This window comes from Croceimicrobium hydrocarbonivorans, from assembly GCF_014524565.1.
Classification (GTDB): Bacteria; Bacteroidota; Bacteroidia; order Flavobacteriales; family Schleiferiaceae; genus Croceimicrobium; species Croceimicrobium hydrocarbonivorans.
Genome location: NZ_CP060139.1, coordinates 2,759,287 through 2,784,954, shown reverse-complemented (window position 1 = coordinate 2,784,954; position 25,668 = coordinate 2,759,287). Strand labels below are relative to the sequence as shown.

At 39.3% G+C, this 25,668-nt stretch carries 10 protein-coding genes; 1 reads left to right on the top strand and 9 read right to left on the bottom strand.

Annotated features, from left to right (window positions below; genetic code table 11):
* Position 1: 1 nt before the first annotated feature.
* From H4K34_RS12635 to H4K34_RS12625, 3 genes are read right to left on the bottom strand one after another with little or no spacing between them, the layout of a single operon-like run.
* Entirely contained in the window at positions 2–1,441 is a 1,440-nt protein-coding gene (locus H4K34_RS12635; protein WP_210757747.1) for a GspE/PulE family protein, read from the bottom strand.
* On the bottom strand, positions 1,429–1,923 hold the full coding sequence (locus H4K34_RS12630; protein ID WP_210757746.1) for a hypothetical protein: 495 nt from the start codon (positions 1,921–1,923) through the stop codon (positions 1,429–1,431). Before H4K34_RS12630 ends, H4K34_RS12635 begins: the two co-directional genes overlap by 13 nt.
* Before the next feature lie 5 nt (positions 1,924–1,928).
* Positions 1,929–2,339 carry a prepilin-type N-terminal cleavage/methylation domain-containing protein gene (locus H4K34_RS12625; RefSeq protein WP_210757745.1) on the bottom strand — a complete coding sequence of 137 codons (411 nt, stop codon included), beginning with the start codon at positions 2,337–2,339 and terminating at the stop codon, positions 1,929–1,931.
* Between the two features lie 231 nt (positions 2,340–2,570).
* On the opposite strand from H4K34_RS12625, the gene H4K34_RS12620 reads away from it, so the two are divergent.
* Entirely contained in the window at positions 2,571–3,953 is a 1,383-nt protein-coding gene (locus tag H4K34_RS12620) for a hypothetical protein (protein ID WP_210757744.1), read from the top strand.
* 6 nt (positions 3,954–3,959) lie between these two features.
* Here the strand turns inward: H4K34_RS12620 and H4K34_RS12615 are convergent, their stop codons facing one another.
* The 6 genes from H4K34_RS12615 to H4K34_RS12590 form a co-directional block, all read right to left on the bottom strand.
* Positions 3,960–5,834 (bottom strand): T9SS type A sorting domain-containing protein, encoded by a 1,875-nt coding sequence (locus tag H4K34_RS12615; RefSeq protein ID WP_210757743.1) that lies wholly within the window; start codon positions 5,832–5,834, stop codon positions 3,960–3,962.
* Between the two features lie 182 nt (positions 5,835–6,016).
* Positions 6,017–6,817, bottom strand: a complete 801-nt coding sequence (locus H4K34_RS12610; RefSeq protein WP_210757742.1) for a hypothetical protein — start codon at positions 6,815–6,817, stop codon at positions 6,017–6,019.
* A 98-nt stretch (positions 6,818–6,915) separates the two neighbouring features.
* On the bottom strand, positions 6,916–16,473 hold the full coding sequence (locus tag H4K34_RS12605; RefSeq protein WP_210757741.1) for an RHS repeat-associated core domain-containing protein: 9,558 nt from the start codon (positions 16,471–16,473) through the stop codon (positions 6,916–6,918).
* A gap of 10 nt (positions 16,474–16,483) precedes the next feature.
* Entirely contained in the window at positions 16,484–17,176 is a 693-nt protein-coding gene (locus H4K34_RS12600; protein WP_210757740.1) for a hypothetical protein, read from the bottom strand.
* A complete protein-coding gene (locus H4K34_RS12595; protein ID WP_210757739.1) occupies positions 17,176–24,057 on the bottom strand; it encodes a hypothetical protein in 6,882 nt (2,293 codons plus the stop codon). The genes H4K34_RS12600 and H4K34_RS12595 overlap by 1 nt, the downstream gene beginning before the upstream one ends.
* Complete coding sequence (locus H4K34_RS12590) at positions 24,044–24,664, bottom strand: hypothetical protein (RefSeq protein WP_210757738.1); 621 nt, start codon at positions 24,662–24,664, stop codon at positions 24,044–24,046. The genes H4K34_RS12595 and H4K34_RS12590 overlap by 14 nt, the downstream gene beginning before the upstream one ends.
* Between the last annotated feature and the right edge of the window lie 1,004 nt (positions 24,665–25,668).

Sequence of the window (25,668 nt, the reverse complement as noted above, 5' to 3'; positions counted from 1 at the left end):
TCTATTGCATTAATAGTGAGTAGATTTCCTCCAAGGAGGTTTCACCTCTCCTTAATAAGTCCAATGAACGTGCTCCCAAAGAACTAAAGCCTCGTTCCTTTAATTGCTCATCAATTTCTGATCTGTCTTTTTCAATAGACTCTGCCAAATCACTGTCCATTTTTATCATTTCATAGATCGCCTGTCTGCCCGAGTAGCCAGTGAAGTAACAGGATTCGCAGCCTCTTGGGGCCATAACTGTTTTCAAATCATCCGGTTGAGGAACTGAAGAGGGCCATTGTTTCGGATCGATTACCTCCTCTTGTTTACATTCAGGACAAAGCTTTCTCACCAGTCTTTGCGCCACACTCAGATTTAAGGTGTTGGCAATTAGAAAGGGAGGCACCCCCATATCTATCAATCGAGAAATGGTGCCCCATGCAGAATTGGTGTGGATAGTAGAAAAAACCAGGTGACCTGTTAAGGAAGCCCTGATCGCCATTTGAGCGGTATCTCTATCGCGAATCTCACCCAACATAATTACATCGGGATCCTGACGTAAAAAGGTGCGCATGGCAGTTGCGAAATCAAGTCCGATACTTTCCTTCAACTGAACTTGGTTAATACCCTTCAGAGTATATTCGATCGGATCTTCAATGGTTAGAATATTCCGAGTTTCTTCATTCAACTGCTTTAAGGTTGCATAAAGGGTCGTAGTTTTCCCTGAACCTGTAGGACCACTAATCAATACCACTCCATGCGGTTTTCGAATGGCATCTTCATAGAGCGCTAAGTCATCATGAGACATGCCGATTGCTTGGAGATCTATTTGCATGGCATCTCGACTTAAGAGCCGCATTACCACCTTCTCACCGTATAAAGTAGGAAGTACGGATACCCGAATATCAAACTTCAACTGGCCTTCTCTAAATTCAATACGGCCATCTTGGGGCAATCGTTTTTCGGCAATATCCAAATGAGCCTGAATTTTAATTCGATTGACAATTGCCGGATAATCCTCTTTTGAAATCTCGTATCGCTCGATTAATTTACCATCAATGCGAATACGCACCCGGCACTTATCTTCATACATCTCCAGGTGAATATCACTGGAACCCAAACGATGCGCTTCGCCAATAAGGTCTCTTAAAAAATCCTTCTCCCTTTCTTGATCAAAACTAAGAGCCTTTGAGGCCTGTCCTTTATGCCTTCTGTAATAGCGGGTAAGGCTATGTTGAATCTTTCGGGAATCTGAAGGCTCCAATTCTACTGCAGTTCCAAAAACCAATTCCAATTCATCCACCAAACCCCTGCTGTAGTGAAGCTCATCTACATAAAAGCTCAATTGTTCCTTGGCAATTATTTTAGGGATTATCTGATAGTGAAAGGCCTGCTCCGGACTTAAAAATTGTTGAGCTCCTACACTAAGTTCAAAAAAATCTTTACTTGCTACACCAGCCATAAAATCATAGAATTTAGATCCAGCCCCGCACTATACTCATAAACCAAAACCGCCATTAAGAAAAGAGCTTGTAAGCCCGCCAGGGGGATACTTTGTTTTTTAAACCAGATGATTCCGAAGAGGAGGGAAAGAATTAGGCTTAAAATGAAAAAAGCCGGGAATAAAGGAAAGGGCAAAGCAAGGCAGAGTCCCAAAAAGAAAAGAAGGTCACCAAGCCCGATAAAACTGTTTAAGATCTCTTTGACCCCGTATCCTTTCCATCGAAAAACCAAATACAAAACACTCATATTCAGTAATAGAAAGAAGAGATTGTAAAGGGTCGAATAAATTATATCTGGATAGGAAGCACCTAGGATTCGATAAAGTAGAATTAATCCGAAGCCAAGAGGAAAAAGAGGCCAATGCACGGCACGAAATCGAATATCCTCAAACAAAACCCAGAGCAGGACCATACAAGAAAGTATCAATACAATAACTTCCATTGTGCTTAGTCCTTTAAAACCTCCCGCAGGCTTTGTTCTTCATCAATTTCCCAAACATTAATATTTCCATCACCATCAAAATCGGCCAGAGCCGTTGCCCTGGCTAAAAAGCCGGATGGACTGGCTTCAACAATTTCAATTTGATAATTGGCGTTACCTCCTTGATTAATAGTCTTCTCATGCTCAAAACCGATATCATCCAGCTCGAAGGAATATTTTGAGTGCAGCATAAAATGGCTACGCTGAAGGGTATAGAGATGCTTCAACTGCATTTGGGCCTCCAGGGATTTGGTTTTTGAGATTAAAGGCATCAAACTCGGTAATGCCAAAAGGATGAGAATGCCAATAATTACTAAAACAACCAATAACTCTTGTAAGGTATATGCGGGAATTTTTTTTAGATTCGCTTTGCTCATTTTCTACATAATAGTGCATTACAAAAATCACTTTCGCCTTAAAACCTGATTAGGACAATGTAGATAAATAGGGAAACTTTTTGATTAACAGGAACTTAACACTGCTTCGCCATGCACCAAAATCAGCTCACGCAATTATTGCGGCTGGTAAAAAATCTTAATGAAAAACAGCTAAATTTTTTACAACAAGAACTTGAAGTCCGAAATGAAGGCTCGAACAAACCCAGCAAATTGCTGGCGCTATTTGTTGAGTTAAAGGAAGACAACTCCATTTGCAAAGCAAAAAACGATAGCCAACGCAAGTTGGGTGAATTGCTGGAAAATCAAATTTTGGATTTGCTACTGCATGAACAGAACACCTATTCTGGTTTCGATGATGCTTCACATCCCATGCTCTTGGAAAAGCGATTGATCAAGGCCCGAGTCTTAATGCAACATGGAGTATACCAGCGTTCTGAACAGCACCTAAGTAGAATTGTCCAAATTGCTACCGAGGCAGAGGACTTTGAGATGGCCATTCGCGCTCAACGCAGCATGATTTCCATCACTGCTTTACATAAAGACAGTCAGAAATTTACCAAGTACTTCAAGACCTTGGATGACCTGGAATACCTGAATGCACAAAAGAATAGGGCCATTCGCTTATTTCAAGAATTAAGAATTCGAAAACAAAGACAATTGCTGGAGAATATGTTGATCTTCCTAAGCTCTGCCTATTCTAAATTAGAAGAGAGTAGTCAAAAAGCTCCTTCCAAAACCCTGGAATTTATCCGCTTGTATTTCTTAAAAGAGAAATTAGAATTTGAAGGAGATCCCGGAGGTTCGATAGCTGTATTAAATAAACTTCAAGATGCGGCTCCCATAGCTTTGAGCAATTACCTGATCTCAGGGCCTATGGAATTGTTTTACGAAATGGCCCGGCTCCTTTTTAGTACTGGTAACAGCTGGTCTGCTGAATTCTTTTTGCAAAAATGTGTTCGAAGGATGAAGCTTGAAAACTACAGCTATCATCGCTCTTTAGAACTACTATTCTTTCTATACCATCATCAAGACCTGGAGGCTAAACGCAATGCCATCTTGAATCTTCAGCTACCGGAGCTTTTACAATCGGATAGCCTGAGCACCTTCGATCATTGCAAATGGCTCTATTATCGCGCTTGTGTGGCTCTAAATGAGCACAATGCTCATGCCTGTTTAAAAGACATTGATCGCATTTATCATTTAGATAAGCCTGAAAATTCTTTGAACCTACATTTGCGAATGCTACGAATAACCGCATTCATCGAAAGTCAATTATTTGACCATGCCGATCGTGATATCGAAGCAAGCCGAAAGTTTATTAATAGAAACAAGCTTGAGGAAAAAATGATTCAGTTGCAACTATGGGATTATTTTGAAGCTTTAAAAGCTTTAAAGAAAACAGGCTATCAATTCGAGCAACTAAGCTTGAACAAACCAATTTTCTTTAAACCGAAAGCTTTGGGCTTCACTTTATTCAATTATGCAGACTGGTTGGCAATGAAAATGAGAAATCCCAGGTTTAAACTAACTTATCTGGAGGATCGCCGCAACCATCTCTTTGAACAGGGAATAGCCCAACCAATATACCTCTAATTGCAATTATTGCAGGATTATTCGAATAGGCTCAGCCCCTTCTATATACAATAAGTAAAGTCCTCTTTCAAGGTGACTTAGGTTGAGCTTCAGGTTATGGGGAGCCTGAATGGCTCCTTTTTGAATTAATTGGCCTCCGGTTGAATATAGTGTAAACGGGAAAGGTTTATTCTGCACTAAACCAGGAGCCCATATTTCCACCTCATTCTCAGTAGGATTGGGGTATGCCTTGAATTCCTGTTTGCTTTCACTTAGACCTATATTAGGTAAGTTCACGCACTCTGAAGTATCCACGCAACCTAAACTATTGGTAATGATCACCTGATATTGACCATTTTGACTTGGATGAAATGTTCTGCTGGTAGCACCTGGAATGGTATCCTTAAAGAAGCAATCAATCCATTGATAAGTACTGCCACTATCCGCTTCATTAGAAGTGAAATAATCTCCCCAGGGAGAAGGACTAATACTTAAATTGATGGAATCATGTTGCAACTGCAAGCGTAGAACACTATCTCCTAAACTGCCTTTGCTAAATGAAACATCAAAAACTGTATCACCACGGCGCCAAGACCCCTGCCAAAAAAGCGAATCCCCCACGCAAATCTCTTGAGCATTGGTATCTACAAAACCTTCGAAGTACTCATAAGCACCTATATCAACCTGGGAGCCGGAAACCCGAGGATTCATATCAATATCAAAATCTATCCTTTCTGTGGTATCCCCATCTTCATCTAAATCCAAAACATCAATAGGTAACCAAATGGTATCTCCTCTATCCCTGCCATAGGTTTCTGGGCGAGGGCGGAAGTCTAAGGTGTCATAAACATCGTACGGCATGGACGCATAGCCATAAGCTGACACATTGACTGTATCCCAATTAAAAGGAGAGCTATGAAAATACTGATTATTCCTCCCCATGTGACTACTTGGATAGGTTACCTTACCTGTACAAAGATTATTAAAATGTTTTGCTGAATCTACGTTTTGTAACACCAAAGCTCTTTCCATATTTCGCCAAGCAGTATCTCCAACCAATGTGTTGTTATACAACTCCCAATACGAACCTCCATTTTGATAATTGCTAGATATTGCAGAATTCAGAGCCCCAGGCAAATGAGTGTATATCAACGAGTTAATCATTTTCATATTTGCTGTTTCACAGTTTATCACCCACCCATATGGATAAACTGTCATGCCCTTCTCCACCTTTAAATTCACTAAATAATAATCATTTAGGCCAGCGCTGGTTGAAGAACGGTCACCTTCAAGGTAAATTAGCGAGAATCCAATAGTCGAAACTCTCAAAATTAAATTTTGAAAAATAGCCTTGGCACCTCCTGAACAATGAATGAGGCAACCGTTTTTCCAATAAGTATCATTTCCAAATGGGAAAGGAGAAGCCTGTCTACCGAAACCTTTCTCTAGAACAAACCCATCTAATTTTGCATACGTTGTAAAGTCACCATATAAGGAGACCACATGGGCCACATTATCAGAATCATTTAATGGGTCCCCCATCTCACCAGATAAAATTGTTTCATTCTTTATCCAATTCCTTTGGCTTTTTTGAGTTTCATTCCCAAGGAATCCCCCATATATATGTACACCTTGCTTTAATCTAAAAGTGCTGAATTCTGCTCTTATTCTAGCAATTCCCATAGTATCCAAACTTGGAACATAGGTACCTTTGGCAACCCAGATTTCATCTCCATTTGAAGCAAGGCTCAAAGCATCTTGAAGACTTGTAAAGGCATTAGACCATGACCCCCCATTATTTGTACCAGACGCAGCATAGTTAACATAAATAGTACTTTGTGCCTTAAGAAGACCAAAGGTGAGGCAAACACATAAAGGAAATATTTTTTTAAAAAACATCATACCATAATACTACAAACTAACATCCATAATTCTTCCCATGCAGAGATGACATAAAATCAAGAAATTAAAGCTTAACATCAACACAAATTGGGATAGTCTTCAAGCAAATGGTTATCAACGCCCACACTAACTGATCACATTCAAATTGCCAAACTTTCAAGTCGGAATTAATTGAAAAGTTCTTAATGATACAATGCTATTCTTGTGTGACCTTTAAATATTTCATTCAGTTTTCCCTTAAAACCAATAATCTTCTCATCTGAAAGGTTAGTGTTTTCTATATAAATATTTAAAACTTCCAAATGACGCAATTTTTCGAAGGGTAAAGAATCATATCCATGAATATCAGATATTACAATATCAAGAACCTTTAAACTAGTCATAGATTCTAAAACTCTGATATTATCCGTATTAAATAGTCCAATATTAATATCCAACCTTTCAACCACTTTATGCCCTAACTCGAGCTGTCGTATATCAACAGCCCTTCCTGCATCTAGACCAAAACTCTTGATATAAGGATTCCTCCGAAGAAAACGGTTTAAAACTGAAAAATCTGTTATATTTTCATATCGGAGATAAAAATACACCAATGAGTCATATTCAATTTGACACAATTCTTTACTCTGCCTGTCATTACGAATACCAATAAATAAGTACTCTAAATTAGTCAAGCCAGATAACCCTGAAACATCTACTTCATCGCTTACTTCTAATGCAAGAGATTTCAGCATTTTATTACCTCCACTAATAAAAGTGGGCAGCATATCATAATAGCCTTGAAAAACACAGAATTCCAAATTATCTAAACAATCTAAATTCAGGTACAATGAAGGACAACTTTCATCATATACAATATGACTTAGCCCCCTATATAGGCACAATGAATTGGAGTCTAGATTAACGTCATCTCGACAATTGGCCACATGTAAAAACCGCACAGTATCCTTTCTAGTTGATGACTGTGCTTCCTGAATTGACATAAAGTAAATTTCCTTTGACTCACCATTATAAAAATCCAATAATGTTTGTGCCTCCAAATTGCAGGCCGAGCAAAAAATTAAAATTACCACATAAATCCTCATCGAAACCATCTAACATTTCTATTATTTCTATTGATTACAGAAGGAGGAACTGCAGGAGCCCCGCCTTTTAATCTATTACCATCTGATCCTTCCCATTCGTTAGTCCCATTTGGCCCAGTTCTAATTACGTGCTGCGTTAGCATTGACTGCCCACCTCTGTTATCATTCATCATAACAGAAGTAATCCTGCCTTCATCTTCAAATATAGATATTGAACTCGCACGATTAATGGATACCCTGCTTAACAAATAAAGTCTACCATGATTCCATTTATTTTCAACCTTACTAATATCTTCCATAATATCAATCTGATATGGCGTTAGAGTATAAGTTCCTAAACTATAGGCATTATTATTGAAAACATAGTCCGGATCTGCATCACCAAGATCGCCTCCACTTAACGGAATCGTAATCCTGCCAGCGGCAGTCATTCTCCCCATTACGAATTCTCCAACTTCAGCATATCGATCTTCCAGGCCAAAATAATGGCCAAATTCATGAAAAGGTACGCCTGCTGTATTTGCATCCGAATAATACAGTGTCATGTCATTGCGAGCATCGTTCACAAAGGAAACATCAAAGTTAGGATTGTTTGTATTAGGAGTAATTCGAACCACATTATTAAACTCACTTTGCCCCAATAAATCTTGAATTTCTGATTCTGTTGTTCCTGCTGGCAAAATTCTAAATTGAACCTCACTTGACGAGATACCATTTGATTCTAGCCCTGCAATAATATCAAGCACCGCACCCAACATTGCTGCCTGAAAGTTACCTTGACCAACTCCATTATCATAAAAATAGACCGTAGCCTGAGCTCTGCACTGATCATCAACCTCCCCTCCAAGACCAGATGGGTCAGTGATAGATATTGGCCTATTATCCAGTCCAACATATGGACTTTGATAACTATAATAAGTTTCAAGTTGATCAACTGAAAGCCATCTAGCAAGACTCGAATTATACAGCCTATATTCAGTATTATAAGTCATATCCACTTGTCCTATTTCTTCATGTTTTTCTAGTCCATTAAAGCCATATGGATAGCTCTCACTTCCACTATATTTTCTATCAGGCATAGTCAATCCAAACGAATAATAATCTTGTGCCGTTAGCACATCTGCCACTAACTCCTTAGTTTGACAAGTCTTTTCTAAAGTAACTTGAGATAGACTAAAAATATCCGCTTCACTACTAAATAATTCAAAGGTATAGCTTCCAGCCCCCGACTCCGACAAATCAAAACAGTACTCTCCAGGTTCTTCTATCGTCATTCCTGTTGCTTCAGAACCACCTTCTAAAACTCTTAGAGTTAGCTCTCCTCTCAATTCCTCATATGTAACAGTCACGCAAAGCACATATCCACAATTATCATTGGCTACCGCAAACTCCCTACTAATGCCATCTTCAGCCCCTTGTCCATTTACAGTATATAGTCCGTTCTCATCATCCGACACTAATTCAGGGTCCCCGATAGGTGAATAATTACTAAAATCCCCAGCCTGCGTAAAATCTTCATCTATGACTGAAGTTGACGTTGAATACGATTTCCAATATTTATAATCGGCCACAGTCGCCAGCACATTCCCTAAATGATTTTTTAATTCATATTGTTTCTGATCCGTGTCCCAGCCATCGGTCAAAGACCCTAGAACCTGTTTTACCCCCACAAACTCATGATCCACATAGGAACTTAAAGCCACCATTTCATAAGATGCAGTAGTAGTAAGTACAACCAAATCTGAATACTCAATAATAATCGACTCCATGGGTTTGAGCGTATAAATCACTTTGGAACTACCATCCCTCATATCGGTGAAAGTTCCGACTTGAGCCTCAATTATCAAATCACCTTCTAATGCCTTTAGCATAACCACTTCATCAGCACCACCACTAGCTACATCCAATAAAGCCTCATTATAAGAATTCGATCCAGACACAAAGCAAGGATGCCAATAGCGTGCCCGATCGTATGGATTTAGAGCACCTGCACTTTGACTAGGCTGACAATTAGAAGTAATGAGCTCTTGACCTATTTCCATTTGATCTTCAACAACTCCCAAACGACCTGCGCCATATAACACATAATCATGAAGGAAAGTAGGATTAGTTCCAGTTTTTGTGTAAGTGGCCATGACATTACCCCTAACTCCTCTGACATAAAAAGTATAGCTATTAGCCCCCGTTTTCGGCTTCTCAATTTTCACAACACGTTGTCCCATGGCATTGTATCGATATTCCAAATCAGGTTTAACGCTTGTACCAATTCTTTTGATCTTCGAAACCTTACCACTTAAGGTCCATTGAACTTCATCAATTTCCTCCGAAACATCTCGAATCAAATTCCCTACTGCATCATAACCATAGTTCCCTTCTGATTGATCTTCTAGATCAGTATTGTAGTTTCCACTGGGCGCTAAATCATCCACCCAGGCCAATTTATTGGAGTTCTCATAATAATTATAGCTTAAATTATCCATGCCCTGAGTTCCGGAACCTGAGTAAACACCTTTTCGGTTTAGGCTTAAAACATTTCCATTGGCATCATAAGAATAAGTTGTTCGATAATCACCATTTTCCGTAGCGGTGGCAAAGCTATTATTAGCCACAACCTGATCAGTTCCTGTATTGCGATCTTTAAAAGTATAAGAACTTACCAGGCGATTGAGCTGATCATAAGTGTAGCGGTTGGCATGAGCCTTCACCGGTTCTTCCACATTATCCCAAAATGAAGTGACCATAGCCATAATATCTCCATTATACAAATTAGACGCTCCAATCGAATTAATATTAGCTAAAAAAGGTGCTCCCGTTCCAGAAATAGCGGAATAATCATTTGAATTATAATGCAAACTAAAACAAAAAGCATCGCGAGCTACATGGTTCGCAACCCCATCTGCCCCTAAATCATTACCCTTGTTTAATAGACTTGAATTAACCGCTTTCAACCAACCTTGTAAGGTGTAGGCAAAATCTTCCCCTTGTACTTTAGCTTGACCAAGCTCTAAACGAGATAAAAGTCCGTGATCCATGTATAAATAATCCGCATCCAGATCCCAGGTTTTCCCATCATGAGAAGTATAAACCTCTTGAATTCTATTATCTGCATCATATAAAAAACGATGGTATAAAAGTTCTTGCTGGTAAGGTTGATAAATAACGTCATTAACATTACTCGTAATCAAATCATATGAGTAGTCCAATCGCTTAAATCGTAAATTCTCCACACTTGAAAGACCAAACTCCTTTTGATAGTCGTGAATAATTGTTTTCACATTTCCATGAACGTCATAACTATAAAAAGTGGCATGATCAAAGGATTCATCAGCAACCGCACCATTTAGTAAAAAAGCATATGTTGCTGAAACAGCTACTCGATTCTGCAAATTCCTTAAGGCAAAATCAGATTCAAAATTTTGATAATAGGTTTCAACTGCATTAATACCGGAAGAAAATGGATTAACATCATAAAATGTATGAGTCACTTCTTCTAAATCAAGAGTTGAACTGATATTACGGGGCCAATTCCCTTGACGAGCAAACATTAAGAGATTGGCAGTTGCTCCTGAATATTCAAATTGCCCCACTTCAGTTACCCTTCCTAAATTATCATAGATTGAATAACTGTAAAGATCATCGACCGCTTGCTGGGCATTCTGAGAAAAAATTATTCGCCCTAAATCATCATACCAAAATTGACTTAATCCACCATCAGGGGTACTCTGTAATACCAGTTGGTTTAAACTATTGTAAGTATAAACTGTAGCTAAATTTTGATTGTGTGAAGGTTCTACCGTAGCTCCGTTTGAATTTCGACTGGCTTTAACTGAAACTAATGAACCAGAGCTTAGGGTAGCCACCGCATTTGGCGGAATTGTTTTGGTCAAATTCCCAGCCTGATCATAATAGTAGAGCATAAAATGCTCATCACTGGTTCCATTGCAGGTACGATCAAAGGTCTCTACAGCATTTTCCAGTATATGGGTTCGATAGCGAATTTTAAAAACCGCTTTAACCGAATCCAAATAGGATTGATAGGCTATTAATGCATTATGGGTAGCAATCCGGATTAAATTACTGTCACACTCATTTTCATTAATCTCTAAACCAGGGAAGGGGCGAAAATCCAAATTCGGACAAGGAACGTCCGCCGTGTAATTTGAGCAATAACTAATGATATCTTGTGGGTAGGTGGCGGAACTTAAATAAATATCATAATTCTGAACACAGCTTAAACTGATTCCATTATCCGCAAAATGACCAATCAATGCAAATTGGCCGGTATATGTTCCGGGTAAATAGGTGGAAAAATTTTGAGCAGTACCATTTCCCAAAATAATGGGCATGTAAGCAAAATAAGTACCCAGATAATAGCCCATATTCTGATTACAGAAATCAATCAAAGACACGTAGTAGGGTGAATTGACACTACTAATATTCATGCGGGATAAGTAAGTGATATACTCATCTAAACAGGTAATACCCCAAGAACAGAACTCGGCTTCATTAATGGCATCCAAACCCAAAGGTGTTTCCACCTCGTTTTGGTAATCACTAAAATCTGCCCAACAATTAGTTGGAACTCGGGGAGCTTGTTTAGTGCAACTCTCACATTCCGAAATCATAAAGCAAGATTCCCCTTGAACTTCTACATATTCTCCACTACTTAGTAAGGCCCAAACTGTAAACTGATTAGTTAATCCATCTACAAAAGTTCCGGGCACCCCTTGTAAATTGGTGAACTCTATAACATCATCAAATTCATAAGCCGAAATTTGATCTACAAAATTCATTCGAACCTGGCAGTCATATAAGCCCACTGCATTCCAACTAAGCTTAGTTAAATCGGGACTATACTCTCCGGTTTCAGAATCGTAATTCATTATAGGCTCTTCCACCAAGCCATGTCCATTATAGAAAAAGCCCAAATACTCGGAATGATTATCCGGATTTTGGAAAGCCGTATAATAAGCCACGCCAATTCCATAAGGCTGCCACCCTGTTCTGAAAACAGGTTCCCCAATTTGTTGAGATAAAATTGGAGCTAAAACATCCGTTTGATGCGTCCCAGTATAGATATCCGGATAATATGCTATTCCTGAGTAAGCCAAACCTAAGGCCACATTTAAATAAGACTGCAAAGCAGAGCGAGCGGTACTGAAAGCCTCACAATTCTCCTTAAAACCCGGATCAGACTCTAATGGTCTTCCAGTATAGCCTAAATCAATACTAGCCAAATAATAAGGGGCTGCACCACTAACAGGTGCAGGATCATAAGCATCTAAATAGCCATACAAGGTTGTGGGAGTTTCAATAGGAGTACTCCCTGAATAGCTCACCGTGTTCACGGTAACTTCAAAATTGGGACTCTGACTTAAATTACTGCAGCTTGGACTACTTGCAGGATCAATCTGCTTTAAATCAGCAAAATGATAATCAGTTGCGCTAAAATTAAAGCTGGGGCTATTACAGAATAGTATCCGAAAAGCCACATTACTATTATTCGTATTTATATAGTACTCCGTGGTACTGGATTGTGACCAGGTAAAACCTGTAAAGCTTTGACCAACCGAATTTTCAAGAATAGGACGAAGTGAACTATTAAAAGCATCCGCGTAGGTGGAATTTAAGAGATTAATACTCGTTCCATCAAAATCACCATTCAGCAACAATAAGTTAAAAAGGTTGGTATAGGCACTTCCCTGGACATTTCCATGAGATTGATTTGTGATTACATTAGCACAAGTCTGAATGTCTAAATTGGCCACAGTACCGGTTAAAACTTCGATTACCGTAACACCATTATAATCTATCTCCACCTCCATGGCAAAGCCATAACGAGAACCTGTATTTAAGCTTGGGTCGGGCACCAGGGAACGAACTTCCCTAAACTGCATAGTAGTAGTCCAATCAAAGCTACTGTTCGGATCGAAGTCAATTTTCAGAAAATCATTTATTGGGCTTGAATAATTAAGGTCAACTGTTAACTTTTTGGATGTAGCATCTATACTGGCATCCCAGGTATAGGCTTGATATGAACCGCTAGGAGCAATTAAATCATAAAGCGTCTTTGAAAAACCGTCCACATATAATAAGGCATAAGCGGAGGCTGGATAAGGATCGTGATTCACAAAAACATCACGAATAAAGCCTTTCAAATAATGGGCATGAGGACAAATATTAGTGCGCTCATAGAGTTCCTGCTCTACATCCGCTTGGGCGGGGCCAGATGAACTGGAACCCAACAAATAAGGATCATAAAAAGAAAATCGCTTTTGCTTTTGCTCATAAATATCGGCATGAATTCCGCAAATAGTTTGACGATAAGCTTCCGTTAAAACCCCTGAATACGAATTCATAGCAGAAGGAACCGAACCGATACTTACATATCTATTAATAAGATAAGAAGGTCCGGAAAAACCTTGCTCTCCGATGGCGGTATTGCAATAACCATTTCCCGGCCCTCCAATGTTTAAGGCCTCCCCGTTAGCCCAGGCATAAATTACTTCTTGTTTTAAACTATAATAAGTAGACCACAGAAATCGCCATTCCTTTTCTTGAAGTTTTGCGTCCATGGTTGTACCGTAAGACGGAACTCCTGTACAAGCATTAGTACCATGCCAATTGGAACAATGAGCTGCAAATGCCGCAAAATCATACAAACTTGTTCCGTTCCCATCAACATCTTGTAATCTACTTAATAATGCAGTCTTTTGCGCCTGGACCGCCGCAGATGGAGAAGATTGCTGGAAATAGGGATCCTCATTTAAGATAGGGAAATTAGTGCTGCTATAACCAGTAACAGGCTGGAAAGTACCACTAGAAGCCAATATCACTTTGTAATAATCATTTAAGGCTCCCAAATCTGTATATGAACGAACCTGCCCCAATAAATACTCATACTCCTGAGTGTTTAGGCCTTTGTACGTCACCGACTGATCCCGATAATCTAAGTAATACTGGTTCCAATACTTATACTCGGGATGATAAGGCAATAAATCGATCGCATATTGTGGATCCCAATCTTCAATAATTTCAGAAATAGTCAAACCACTACCGGGATAAGTTATACTTGAACCAACCACATAAACTGGCAAGAGGTTAGGATAATCAGCATTGCTATTATCATTGAAAACGGATAAAGGATCTTCGCTATAATAATCACCATTAGCATCTACATCAAATGAACCATATTGACCACCAGGAGAGACATCCTGCAACATGGTGAAGTAGATTTGGTCGAAGATTTGCGGAACGGTATAAGGGTCCATACACTCCTCTAACAAAGCATCGTATTCAGCCTGACTAGAGTAATTTGCCGGAGACCCGAGCATGGACGCGCATTCATCATAGGCCTCATAGGAACTTAATTCACTATTGTCCAATAATTCATCGCAAGGATTAAAGTCCATTTCATTCATCTCACGTGTAAGGAAGGTTGAGAAAGGAGTCAAGCAATTCGCATCTTCCAAATAGGATTCAGCATATTGCTCCATAGCATCCTCATCAATCCTTAGGGTTTTAGCAACTTTATAAGATCCAGCATCCAAATCAGATAAGGCCGCGCTGTTTAAACTTAAAGTTGATGGGGTAGTAGCACTGGTATTTACATCACCTGCTTGACCTTCTTTCGAATCCAATTCAAGTTGACAGCGATCATCATAAATATTGGTATTCACCTGAACCACTGGCGCGTAGGCTACTCCTTCATCAAAGCAGGCATCTGTAAAAATGGGGATACTCACACTGTAAGCACTACTAAAATCATCTCTGGACGGATAGATTAAATGGTAATTAGCTTCCAAGCCTAAACTATCGATCATGCTAAAATTCCGATCCTGCTCATCATCGGCATCACCCGCTGCGTCTTTAGCCAACATATCTAAACTAGTTAGTGGAGTCACTCCACCACCTAAGGCTTGTAAATTGGCTGGAACATTTCCGGTTAAAGCAGTGGCAATTAACTTCCCAGTTTGATCAAAATAACTTACTGTGGCCTGACCATTTGGGTCCACCATTACAACTTTTTTATAGTATCGGGCATAACCGACCTCGGTGCCAAAAAGTCGATCCAACTCTTCTTGATCGGGTGTACCATAATAATATTTTGTCTCATGACCTGAACCTAGCTGATAATCTGCTCCAACCCCTCCTTGTCGTCGAATTCTCCCCGTATTATCTGGTTCAAATTCAACCTGTGCAAAAGGATAACCATTGGCGTCAGGAATGAATTCACTAGCCCCATTTTGATTAGGGCTATTAGATGAATAAAAACGGGATGATCCAGAGCTAATATCCATAGCGTCAACTGCGACTCCACATGAAACCCCATCAATATCAAAATTTAAAGGACCAAAGTTTGAACTAGAAACTTGATTAAAGTTTTCATGAAAATTTATCTTTGCCTCTCCTGGAACCGGTAATGTTCGAATCGCAGGACGACCTGCATAATCATAATACTGTTCCGACACAATAGACTTAAACGCATCATTTGCGTATGAAATAGTCTGCCGACCTCGCTGAGTACCATCAAAATAGGCTACCATTTCTTTGCTTTTAGTCCCTTCAGCAAACAATCGACTAGCCTGCCAGTTTAAGTTTCGTTCATGACCGGCCAATTGTTGATAGTTGGGCGAAAAGCAATCCAAAGTGCTCACACAGGAAGAAGAGGTCCAATTTGTACTTCTTAAATAATCTGCCGTACAATCAACTTTGTAAAGGGCCCTTAGTCGATACACTAAAAAGCCTTTATCATATAAAAGTGGAATGCGAAATTCATTGCCATCTACAAAAATTCGACTGGCGTTAAAACGCATATCCTCCACTCCAAAGTTTAAGCTTGAAGCAGCGGAAAAGACATTGGCTGTTGCGGTGTAATTATCTACATAAGTCCACTCCAATTCATAGCCTTCCACAAAATCAATCGCATCCCATTTCACCAGCATATAATCGGCCAGGGCATATTCGCTATCCTTATCGGTACCTGTGATTAAGCTAGGGCTTGCATTGGAATTATGTAATTCATGCCGCAAATTCAAAGTACTTAAGGAAGGATTTGTATTAATTCGATGCGAGAATAAACTAAGTTCTAAACTCACATTTGCCGGACAAGAAACATTGGAGCCATTGGACTTTACAGTTAAAACATCCACCTGTATTTTATGTGCTCCGGGCAAGTCTATCAGGTCAATGACACTCACACTGGCCTGAACAACATTGCGTGGATCAACCGACAAAGTGCGGTTTTCATCAAAATACGGGCTGGTATTATTTTGCCCATAAGCCCGAATCCGCACTGCAATATCAAGACTATGCGATAAATTTATTGGATTAGAATAGGCCCTATCCACAACTAAAGCTACCCGACCTTCAGCATTTTTACAATCTGTTCCATTGGAGCTCAGGCCGTAGTCTTCAGCTGCAAGAACCATAGGATCACCGATATCAATCGCCGTATGATCAAATGATTGATTGGATTTTAACTCTTTAGCTAAAGCAGACTCGTAACAAAAGAGGAAAGCCAGTAAAAGGTATGCTATAACACGAAGTTTCATTTCAGGAAGTTTAAAGCGAAAGCAATTCATAATCAGCAAATTCTTGGGTTGGTTTTGGCCCCTGCTTGGCGACCTGGAGATAGGTAGATAGGACCAAGTCCTTGGATTTATAACGTGAGCAAGAAAGATCTTCTCTAACAGAAATTCTCAAATGAGGAAAACTCTGAAAGGCATTGGCCTCATTTGAAGCATTGGGATAAAAAATATCGATTTGAAGTAATTGTCCTTCCGAATTCACTTGAATTTCCATACTCTTACATAGAGTACTATTATCAGCAAATAAGTAGTTGAAAATCAGAATTCCCTCAGAGGTATTTCTCCTCTTAATATTAATGGAGCTTTGAATTAGAGTATCCAAAAGTGTGAAAAATGGATTTGACTGCTGCTGCGAGGAATAAAGCATGATTTTTTCCTCTTTATCAATCTGAAGAACTCCTTCAGAACAAAGCAGAGTAATTTGATCTTCTACTTGAAACAAAACCCGTTCACCGTCATTTTCAGTTTGATAGTAGGCCTTCATTCTTTCTAAAGGTGCAGATTCAGAAGGGCCAAAAGCGGCATATTCTAAATGATAACAGCGTTGCTCACCACTAATAAAGTGCTTTTTCACTAAGTCAAAATCCATTTCAATTTGAGCCAATGCCATTTGATTCATGAAGAGAACCAGAATTAGGCAACCTAATACATCGTTAATCCCGCGCATTACTTCACGAGATTTTGACGATTCTCTTGAATTGTTTGGATCCCTCTTTCAGTTTCCCTTTTCACCCTTACTAAATTTCCTTCCAAATCATACTCATAATAAGTTGCATAATTATTTGCATCCAACTGGGCTGACAGTCTTCCAAAAACCTTATCATAAACATTTGAAGTCATTAATCCATTTGACGGATGAATGCGTAAATCATCCATGTATATTGCCGCGCCATGACTTTTCTGAAAAACCATCATTACCTTATCAACGGATGAGCCAGCTTGAACCTCTAAAATCTGTTCAACCTTTTGCCAACCGTTAATCATTGGAGATATTTTCCTGATATTATTGGCTGTCACAAAACTTCCTGTACCACCTACGTTGTTAAATTGTAAATTAAAGCTTTGATCAGTAAGACTAGCACCATCTTCCGCCTTCAACCAAAAGGAAACCAAATATTCCTGTGTCTCACTTTCTGTATTTTCAGATTCAATTTGGAAAAATGTGTTAAGTTTTTCAGAATCTCTTTGTTCATATACGTACTGATAGATTGGATTATTCAATTGAACTTTAGAAAAGAATCTTGGATAATAAATTTCTGCTATGGTTAATGAACCTGAACTTATTCTCAATGATTGAAATCCAGTATGGCTCTGAGTGGTATTAAGAAAGCTAGGAATTGATGAAGCTCCCCTAAAACCAAAATAAACATTCACCATACTATTGAACAAACCATCGTGTTCAGGGGTCGTACCAGGCTCAAAATCTAAGCTTAGAAGTTGTCCAATAGACATATTCTGCCCACTGGCCACAACATAGTTATCTCCATCTACTAACGCTGAAGTACACAAACCTAAAGCATCTTTAGACTCCACATTTTCTCCATTGGGAAGATATTTAGTAGACTCACTTGCCTTTTTCCAAGAAATACCGGGGCTTTCTGCCCACCCAAACTGAGAATCAAAATACCAAAATGGCTTCAAGCTAAATTCGCCGGCCTCACGAACCTTGGCATTTGAACTACGATTTGCAAAAGCTACATATTGTGATTTGGGACGCCAATTTCCCCTAGCATTGCTGACATATGGATTATAATAAAATCCAGTGGGCAACATAGTAGTTACCACATCAACCTTATGTGTTCTCAATTGACGCACCAAACCAAACTTCCCATAATTATCTCCATTTGCCACTCTAAAGAAATTATTATTCAAAGGGAGACTCAAATAATGATAATAGTTGTAAAAAACATGACGATCATCATTACAAGTTGGACTTAAAGAAGAATTGCTCCGAATCAATTCACCATAAATCTGACAGGTTCTAAATTGCTCTGCCTCGGCCTCATATGCTCTGGTCTGGTAAAACAATCCACCAATATCTTGTTTGAAACTGAAGTTAAGATTATCAACATCAACAATAGTATTGATTGACTTTATATTATCAATTTCATCATTAGTAATATCAAATTCATTCTCACATAAATTAGTCACCAGCGACATATATAAGCCTACGCAGCCACTACGTTCAATTTTAATTTCACAGACCGCACTTTTTATTGTATAAGGGGATTTACTGTAATAATTCTCAACTAATTTCCAATCAACTGAGACCTCAACATAATCTGATACAGATGAGTTTAGAGTTTTAATTCCTGCAGGCGCAAAGCCCCCCGAACCACAACCCCACAAATTCATACAAAAGTCTTGTAGTTCACTTGCGGTAATGGAAGAATTATTAAGAAGCGTTGTTTCTGTTATCGGATTAGCACCGGTTGAAGTATTTAATTTACCACTGGTAGCTAAATAACCTATAAGCCTATTCAGAAAGGTCTCATTTGCAGCTTGAACAGCAACATCATCACTTATTTCATACCCCTTAAACCTAGGAGCTCCTTCATTCAATATTATTTCTGACGTCCCTTGCCAATGATCAGAGTAAGTAATAACATCTGCATTTATTACATTTTCCATTATTGCAGTTCTATCAACAATTTGCAGACTTTTATCGTAAATGTTAGTTTCATCAATCGGATTCTCCTTTAAACCAATTGAACCAACATTAGTAAATTGATTATCTCTCCCGGAAGAAACTATATGGATAATAACTTGTTGATTATCTAAATCCTCATAGTTATTCGCTATTGAATGACTTGAATTCATTGCAGCATTGGAAGGTATTGGATCCCCGTTTTTATCTATTAAAAAATAGCCCTTATCTCCATTACTATCAGAACCTTCAATTATCCAGGCCCTATCAATACTCTCAAGAGAATTACAGTAAATTAAAACCTCATCTCCAGGTCCAAACATTTCATAAAAAGGATCACCTTCAACGATAAATGGGTACTCAGCACTGAGACTCACATTACTTAACTGAAACCCCTGATTTTTATATACTCCTCCCATTTGAGGGTATGGAAGGTGTGCTGGCAAACTAAAATTGTAAACATTAGCATCATATTTATCATTTACCTTAGTAAGGATGACGTTGCCTGTTTCGGCATCCCAGACCAAATTCTCAGTTTCACTCGTTGCTTCTTCATTATGTACCAAGGTTTTATTTAAAACACCAAACTGATTAACGATTTTTGTACTTACGACCGAACGATATTGCGTTTTCATTCGACTATAAGAAGGAATGATAGTAGGTAAATAAATAGCAAAAGGAGGAACAAAAGGAATCACAAATGATGCTCCATTATAATTCAAACCACCAGAAGTAGATGTCGAGTAAAAGTGTCTAAAGTCATTGACCAAATCATATTCTACTCCTATTTCAAAGTTTTCTGAAATTGAATTATTCTTATGTAGCATGGATACTTCGTTATTTAACTTCCCCCCATTAGTTCGATATAAATACTCCAAACCTGACTGAGGTTTTACCTGACCCTCTGCATAAGCCCATTCCGCCTTTGGTTTACCATGCATATCATTCTTTACAATGGTATAGCCTTGACCGGTAGTCATATGCTCTTTAGTTGAAAACTTCAAGAAATTACTTAAGAAGGATGGAGGCCTATGCTGAACCTCAAGACTAGTCTGCTTAACTCGAACTGGAAAATCCTTTGCAGTATAGAACTCCTTTACCACTTTACCAGTAGCATGTTGTCTTGCGTTTTCAGGAATAATATCTTTAATGGTCATCCTACTATAACCCACCATTGGTGCTGGAAAAAATGACTCTCCAAAAGGGCCTTCCTGATATCGACCAGGAACATAGAGATACTCCTCCTTATCAAAACGATCACTCCCATTTTTACGTGCCAAAACAGGAGCTCTAAACGGATTTTCCTCATTACCAATCATTGGCTCATAAGCCGCTACCCCACTGGACTTACCATTAGATAAGGTATACTCAAACTCCTGTCCATAGGAAGCATCTAAACCACCAGCCATGGCATTCCAAGAATCTGATATTAACACTTTAGAAACCCTTGTTCCTCCCCCCAATTTCCCGGACTTTGGCACATCCAATCGGAGCCAAGAGCTTCCAATCTCAAATCTCTGGGCTTGCTTCTTTATCCTTAAACCACCATTTGCACCTGTAAGAAATTCCGCAAAACTTTTAAAAGCATCATACAGTTCGTAAAAAACGTCTTCAATTCCATTCGCACTCAATCCTGATGGATTTACCGAGGCATTTTTCGGTCGAAGACTATATGCTAAATCTGGATTGTTCATCCTTGTATAATTCCAAGCGGTAACTGATACCGGATGTGCATCAGCTGTTGTATTAAGAGGATCCCCCGTTTTCACTGGCTCCACCTTAATATAGGCATAATCATTACCATAGCCTGGAACAAAACCTACTTCTTCCACTCTTAAATAGCCCGAAATATACTCTTGCTCATATTCACTTTGATTTCCAAACACCTGCATACTAGTGCGATTAGGTATTTGAATGAGAAACTTAAAATGAACAGGATCTTTATCTATTCCACTGAAATACTTCGTCTTCAAACTATCTACATCATCATCACCATCCAATGCCGCGGTGCTGATATAGAAATATTGATGAGGGGTTTTATTCACATAGAGATAATTAGAAGCTAAACCGGGATTAAAGGTAGTATTGGTCCCACTCCCTAAAACTTCTACCATTTGCTGAGCTTTTTTATCCTGTACGTATTGGTAATCATCTGCCTCATAGTCCACCTGGATAATTCCTCCACTGGGCAATTGAATATCAGTTAAGGACCAGGCTGCGGTGTAAATATCCGTATTGGAGCGATTTTGATCGGTATATGGCACATCCGCCCTTACAGGGCCATCAGAAGCTTCACAACCCCCTATATTATTAGGGCTGTAATTTCCCCAACGATCATAAGCTTTAATGTCATAATCTGGATTAGCTCCATCATCATCCAATCCATTGTGATCCAAATCCGCATAGGTAAAATAATAAGGATTAGCCTTACCCTTAAAAGAGTTCCCATAGGTGAAATAGACCTTTTTCAAGGTCAATTTCCCTGTAGTATTAGTATTATTATCAACGCCCTGGCATAGACTGTAATCATATTCGAAATGCACTTCTTTAATCGGGGTTGCAGAAGCACCATTAGCCTCATAATCGGCTAGGGTGTATAAACTGATTTTCGTCAAACGATGCATAGAAGCGGGAGAATCTCCTGCACCACCTTCTTCACCTTGAACTCCTTTACTATCTGAACGACTGGCATCGGTATGAAAAATTGCCACATGTGTTTTGCTTTCAATTTTCGAGAGATACTTGATCTCTTTTTCTCCATAGGAATAATGTCCGCGATCATCATAGGCTTTAGTCCGCATCCCAGGATCAAAATTGGCCTTCAAATTACCATAAGGCACGCGCCATTTATAATCATCAACGGTGTTGTATTCAAACTTGTAATAGGTTCCCAAATCGCCAGAAGATGGCCCGGGGGTATTATCAAAATCAGAATAGTCAGACGAAAGTACTTCACTCAATAAATAGGAATGTGCATAAGCTGGTGTTGTAATAGCCTGAAAAAAGCGATCCTGTCCTCTTTCATTCTCTGCGGAAGCATCTTTGCCTTGATAAGAAACCAGACCCGTTTGGCAATTGTAAGGGCGTCCACTTACATTAAAGCTTACATCCTTACTGAAATAATTATAGACCGGAATGCCATAAACGTAGCGAGAGCCATCGGTTTTAGTTACGGCAAACTGTCCAATATGATGTCCTTTAGCAATAGACGAGCCCAAATTATCCACATCATCTTCCCCAGCAAAATAGCCTCCAGCTGAGGTATAATCCTTCATTTCATCTATCGTAAAACTGCTAATATGTTGGGTTCGTTTTACGCGATGGTCACGATTAATTGAACTAAAACTATGGGTACTAAAATTAGCATAGGCGAAATTTTGAGAAGCTTTTACGTCATAATCAGAACCAGTTAAATCTACACGCATGGCAGCCGCCCCATGTACCTGATCCTTATACCAATCGTCAACGCTTGAGCCTGACTCTTTTAAATCTGCGGCTCGATGGCCCACCATCGCGAAATAATACCTTTCCTCTATATCATTTGTGGATTGAGCTTCATACTTCATACTTTTTGCATCATTATGATCCTCCCACATACCACTTTCAGAATTCACAACACCAACATTTAATCCAGCACCATCATGAGTCAAATTTGTTACCCCAAACTCTAAACCAAGCTGCCCACTACCATTGGTATTCTTTACCGTCGGATCTTTTACGTACCCCACATCTGAACGGTAGGATCGGAACATACCAGATAAGCCTTGGCCAGTTAGATGGTATAAATCATAAGTCAAGTTTGTCACGGGTAGATTCGTAGTGTACTTATCAAATGCTCCATCTCTTTCTCTATTAAAGTCCATGGTTGCATTATCAACATTAAGTGCACCTTCCATTTTTGTATAGCCATAAGAAGGTGAGTTCTTTTGATTAGTCATCAAATCTTGATAACTATAGGTTCCTCCGATATCAAAAGTGCCATCTAATCCAAACAAAGTTCCACCAAACTTGAAGGTTGCTCCGTAGTTGCCAGATGTATAGGGTAATTGGAGTTGTGGGACATAAGTGTTTGGTAAAAAACTTGTGAAACCGCCAGCTCCCAGTTTGAAATTCACCATATAAAATGAATTTCCACGTGCAAAATTTATTGATGGGGGACTTAGGCTAATTCCATTTGTCAGCCCTTTAAAGCCTAAGCGAGAATTAACGCTTGCGCCCAAGCTCAAACCAACATTAGTCTGAAATAGCTTATTTGAATAGTTAACTGAAGGACTAAAATCAGCGCCATTCTCACTACTACCCAAAAAGTTTAAACCCAATTTTGCCGTACCATAGGAACCGCCAGATTTCCCAAAGTCCAAAGCCAAACTCACGCCTGCAGAAATATCAATTCCCACTCCTGTGAACGTATTATAGTTTAGAGTAACACCTTGATTTAAGCTTATGCCAGCAAAATCTTCAGGAAGCATATCAATACCAAATAACTCCGAACCAAAATTCCCACGAAAAGTATAAGTCTCATTGCGACGCATACTCATTTCCGTTTTTATTTCATCCCCATCAAACTCATCCGGTATCCCGCGCATGCTGCGATTGATTACCCCAGGGTTTAAGTTCCATCCCAAGCCAACCCAACTAGCCTCTTGATCCATAGTAATTCCTGAGCTATAACTTAAATTGATCGGATAACCACCAACATCCAATAAGGGAATATTGTAACTAAAGTCCCCAGTAAATGGATCTACCAGATCCGTGACGCCTATAGCCTGAAAGCTCTCTACTTCAGGCTGACTAGGACCACCAGTAAGCGCCCAAGCCGTAGTCGGGCTAATCAATTGAAACAAAAAACTCAGCAATAAGGCTTGCGAAATGAACTTGAGCGATCGCTTATTTCGAATCATAGTCAAGGTTTAATTTGGGTAGCTTATTTTGGGGCTGAAGGGGAAACATAATTCCTCCCGTCCCTAAAACGGTTTCATTAAAATGGAGTTCCCCTTTTAGACCATATACGTCCAAGGAACTATTTGAAAAATCAAATGCTAGTAATACCGATTGATAAGGCTTCAGATTATCACTTCTTTCAAAGTGATAGGATGCCACAGGAATTTTACTTGAGTCGGTTCTTATAAATATGTCCTCGGCCGGATAGGCCATAAAATATTGTAGGCGCTTATTGTACTCCTCTTCTGATTCTATCCCGAAATCCAAGAAATCCTTTGTTCCGGATGCTGAAAACCTGAGCTCGAGAAAAAGCATATCCTTAAGAGACGCTAGATTGTTTTCAAACTCCTTTAAGTTAAATCGATGTCGAGAAATGGATTCGAGTGCCTTTACCTCTATAGGTTTGTGCACCAACTCCACCTGAAAACCATTAAAATTTTTCTTTTGACTAAAATCTGCTTGGTTCTCATAATACCAATCCCGCAATTCTATAGGCTCTAAGCTTTGCTGACAAGAGCTAAAAAATGTAATAAAGAATGCAGAAATAATCAGGTGGCGCAAGGTCATGCATTTAATTTGAAGCTAAAATGCATTTTCGAGTTTAGCAGGCCCAGGACAAAACACTTCAGACTGGAAAAAGGCTGAAATTCAGCTTTTTGAAATTGATTTTATTCGAGAGTATTGATAAAATGCAACATATTGGATTTACAGAACATCAATATTCCGTCAATCTAATTTGCAATTAGATCGACACCTTACTACTTAAATCTTAGATTGGATTAACTGCGCTGCGCTTGCTGATCCCAAGCAGGATATCTTAACCAAGAATCCCCGCTTCTCGCTATGCTCGAAGCCTAGGTATTTTTTTATGCACCCCTCTAGATCTAATTTGCAATTAGATCGATCTCTCAAATCTCATCACTCACTACTCATATCTTGAAGTGGATTAGCTGCGCTGATCCCTCAATTCTCCTTACTAAACACCAAATCAAAAAGCCTTTGGACTGCGTCCTTGCGGGCTTTTGCATCTTCTAGATCTAATTTGCAATTAGATCGACCTCTCAATTCTCACTACTCACTACTCATATCTAAAAGTGGATTAGCTGCGCTGCGCTTGCTGATCCCAAACAGGATACCTACACCAAGAATCCCCGCTTCTCGCTATGCTCGAAGCCTAGGTATTTTTTTATGCACCCCTCTAGATCTAATTTGCAATTAGATCGATCTCTCAAATCTCATCACTCACTACTCATATCTTGAAGTGGATTAGCTGCGCTGATCCCTCAATTCTCCTTACTAAACACCAAATCAAAAAGCCTTTGGACTGCGTCCTTGCGGGCTTTTCCATTCCCAAGGCTTCAAGCAAGCTTGGCCCTGGAAACGAAAAAAGCCCTTACGCTTTCGCGTAAAGGCTTTCCGATTTGCGGAGAGAGAGGGTTTTGAACCTAGCTCTCCAATATGCTCAATATCAAATATTTACAACGCTCAATATGTCAAAGTCAAGCCGCTAAGTAAGTAATTCAAATGCTGGAGGGTTTAGCACCCAAATCCTCGACTTAACCGGTTCAAAT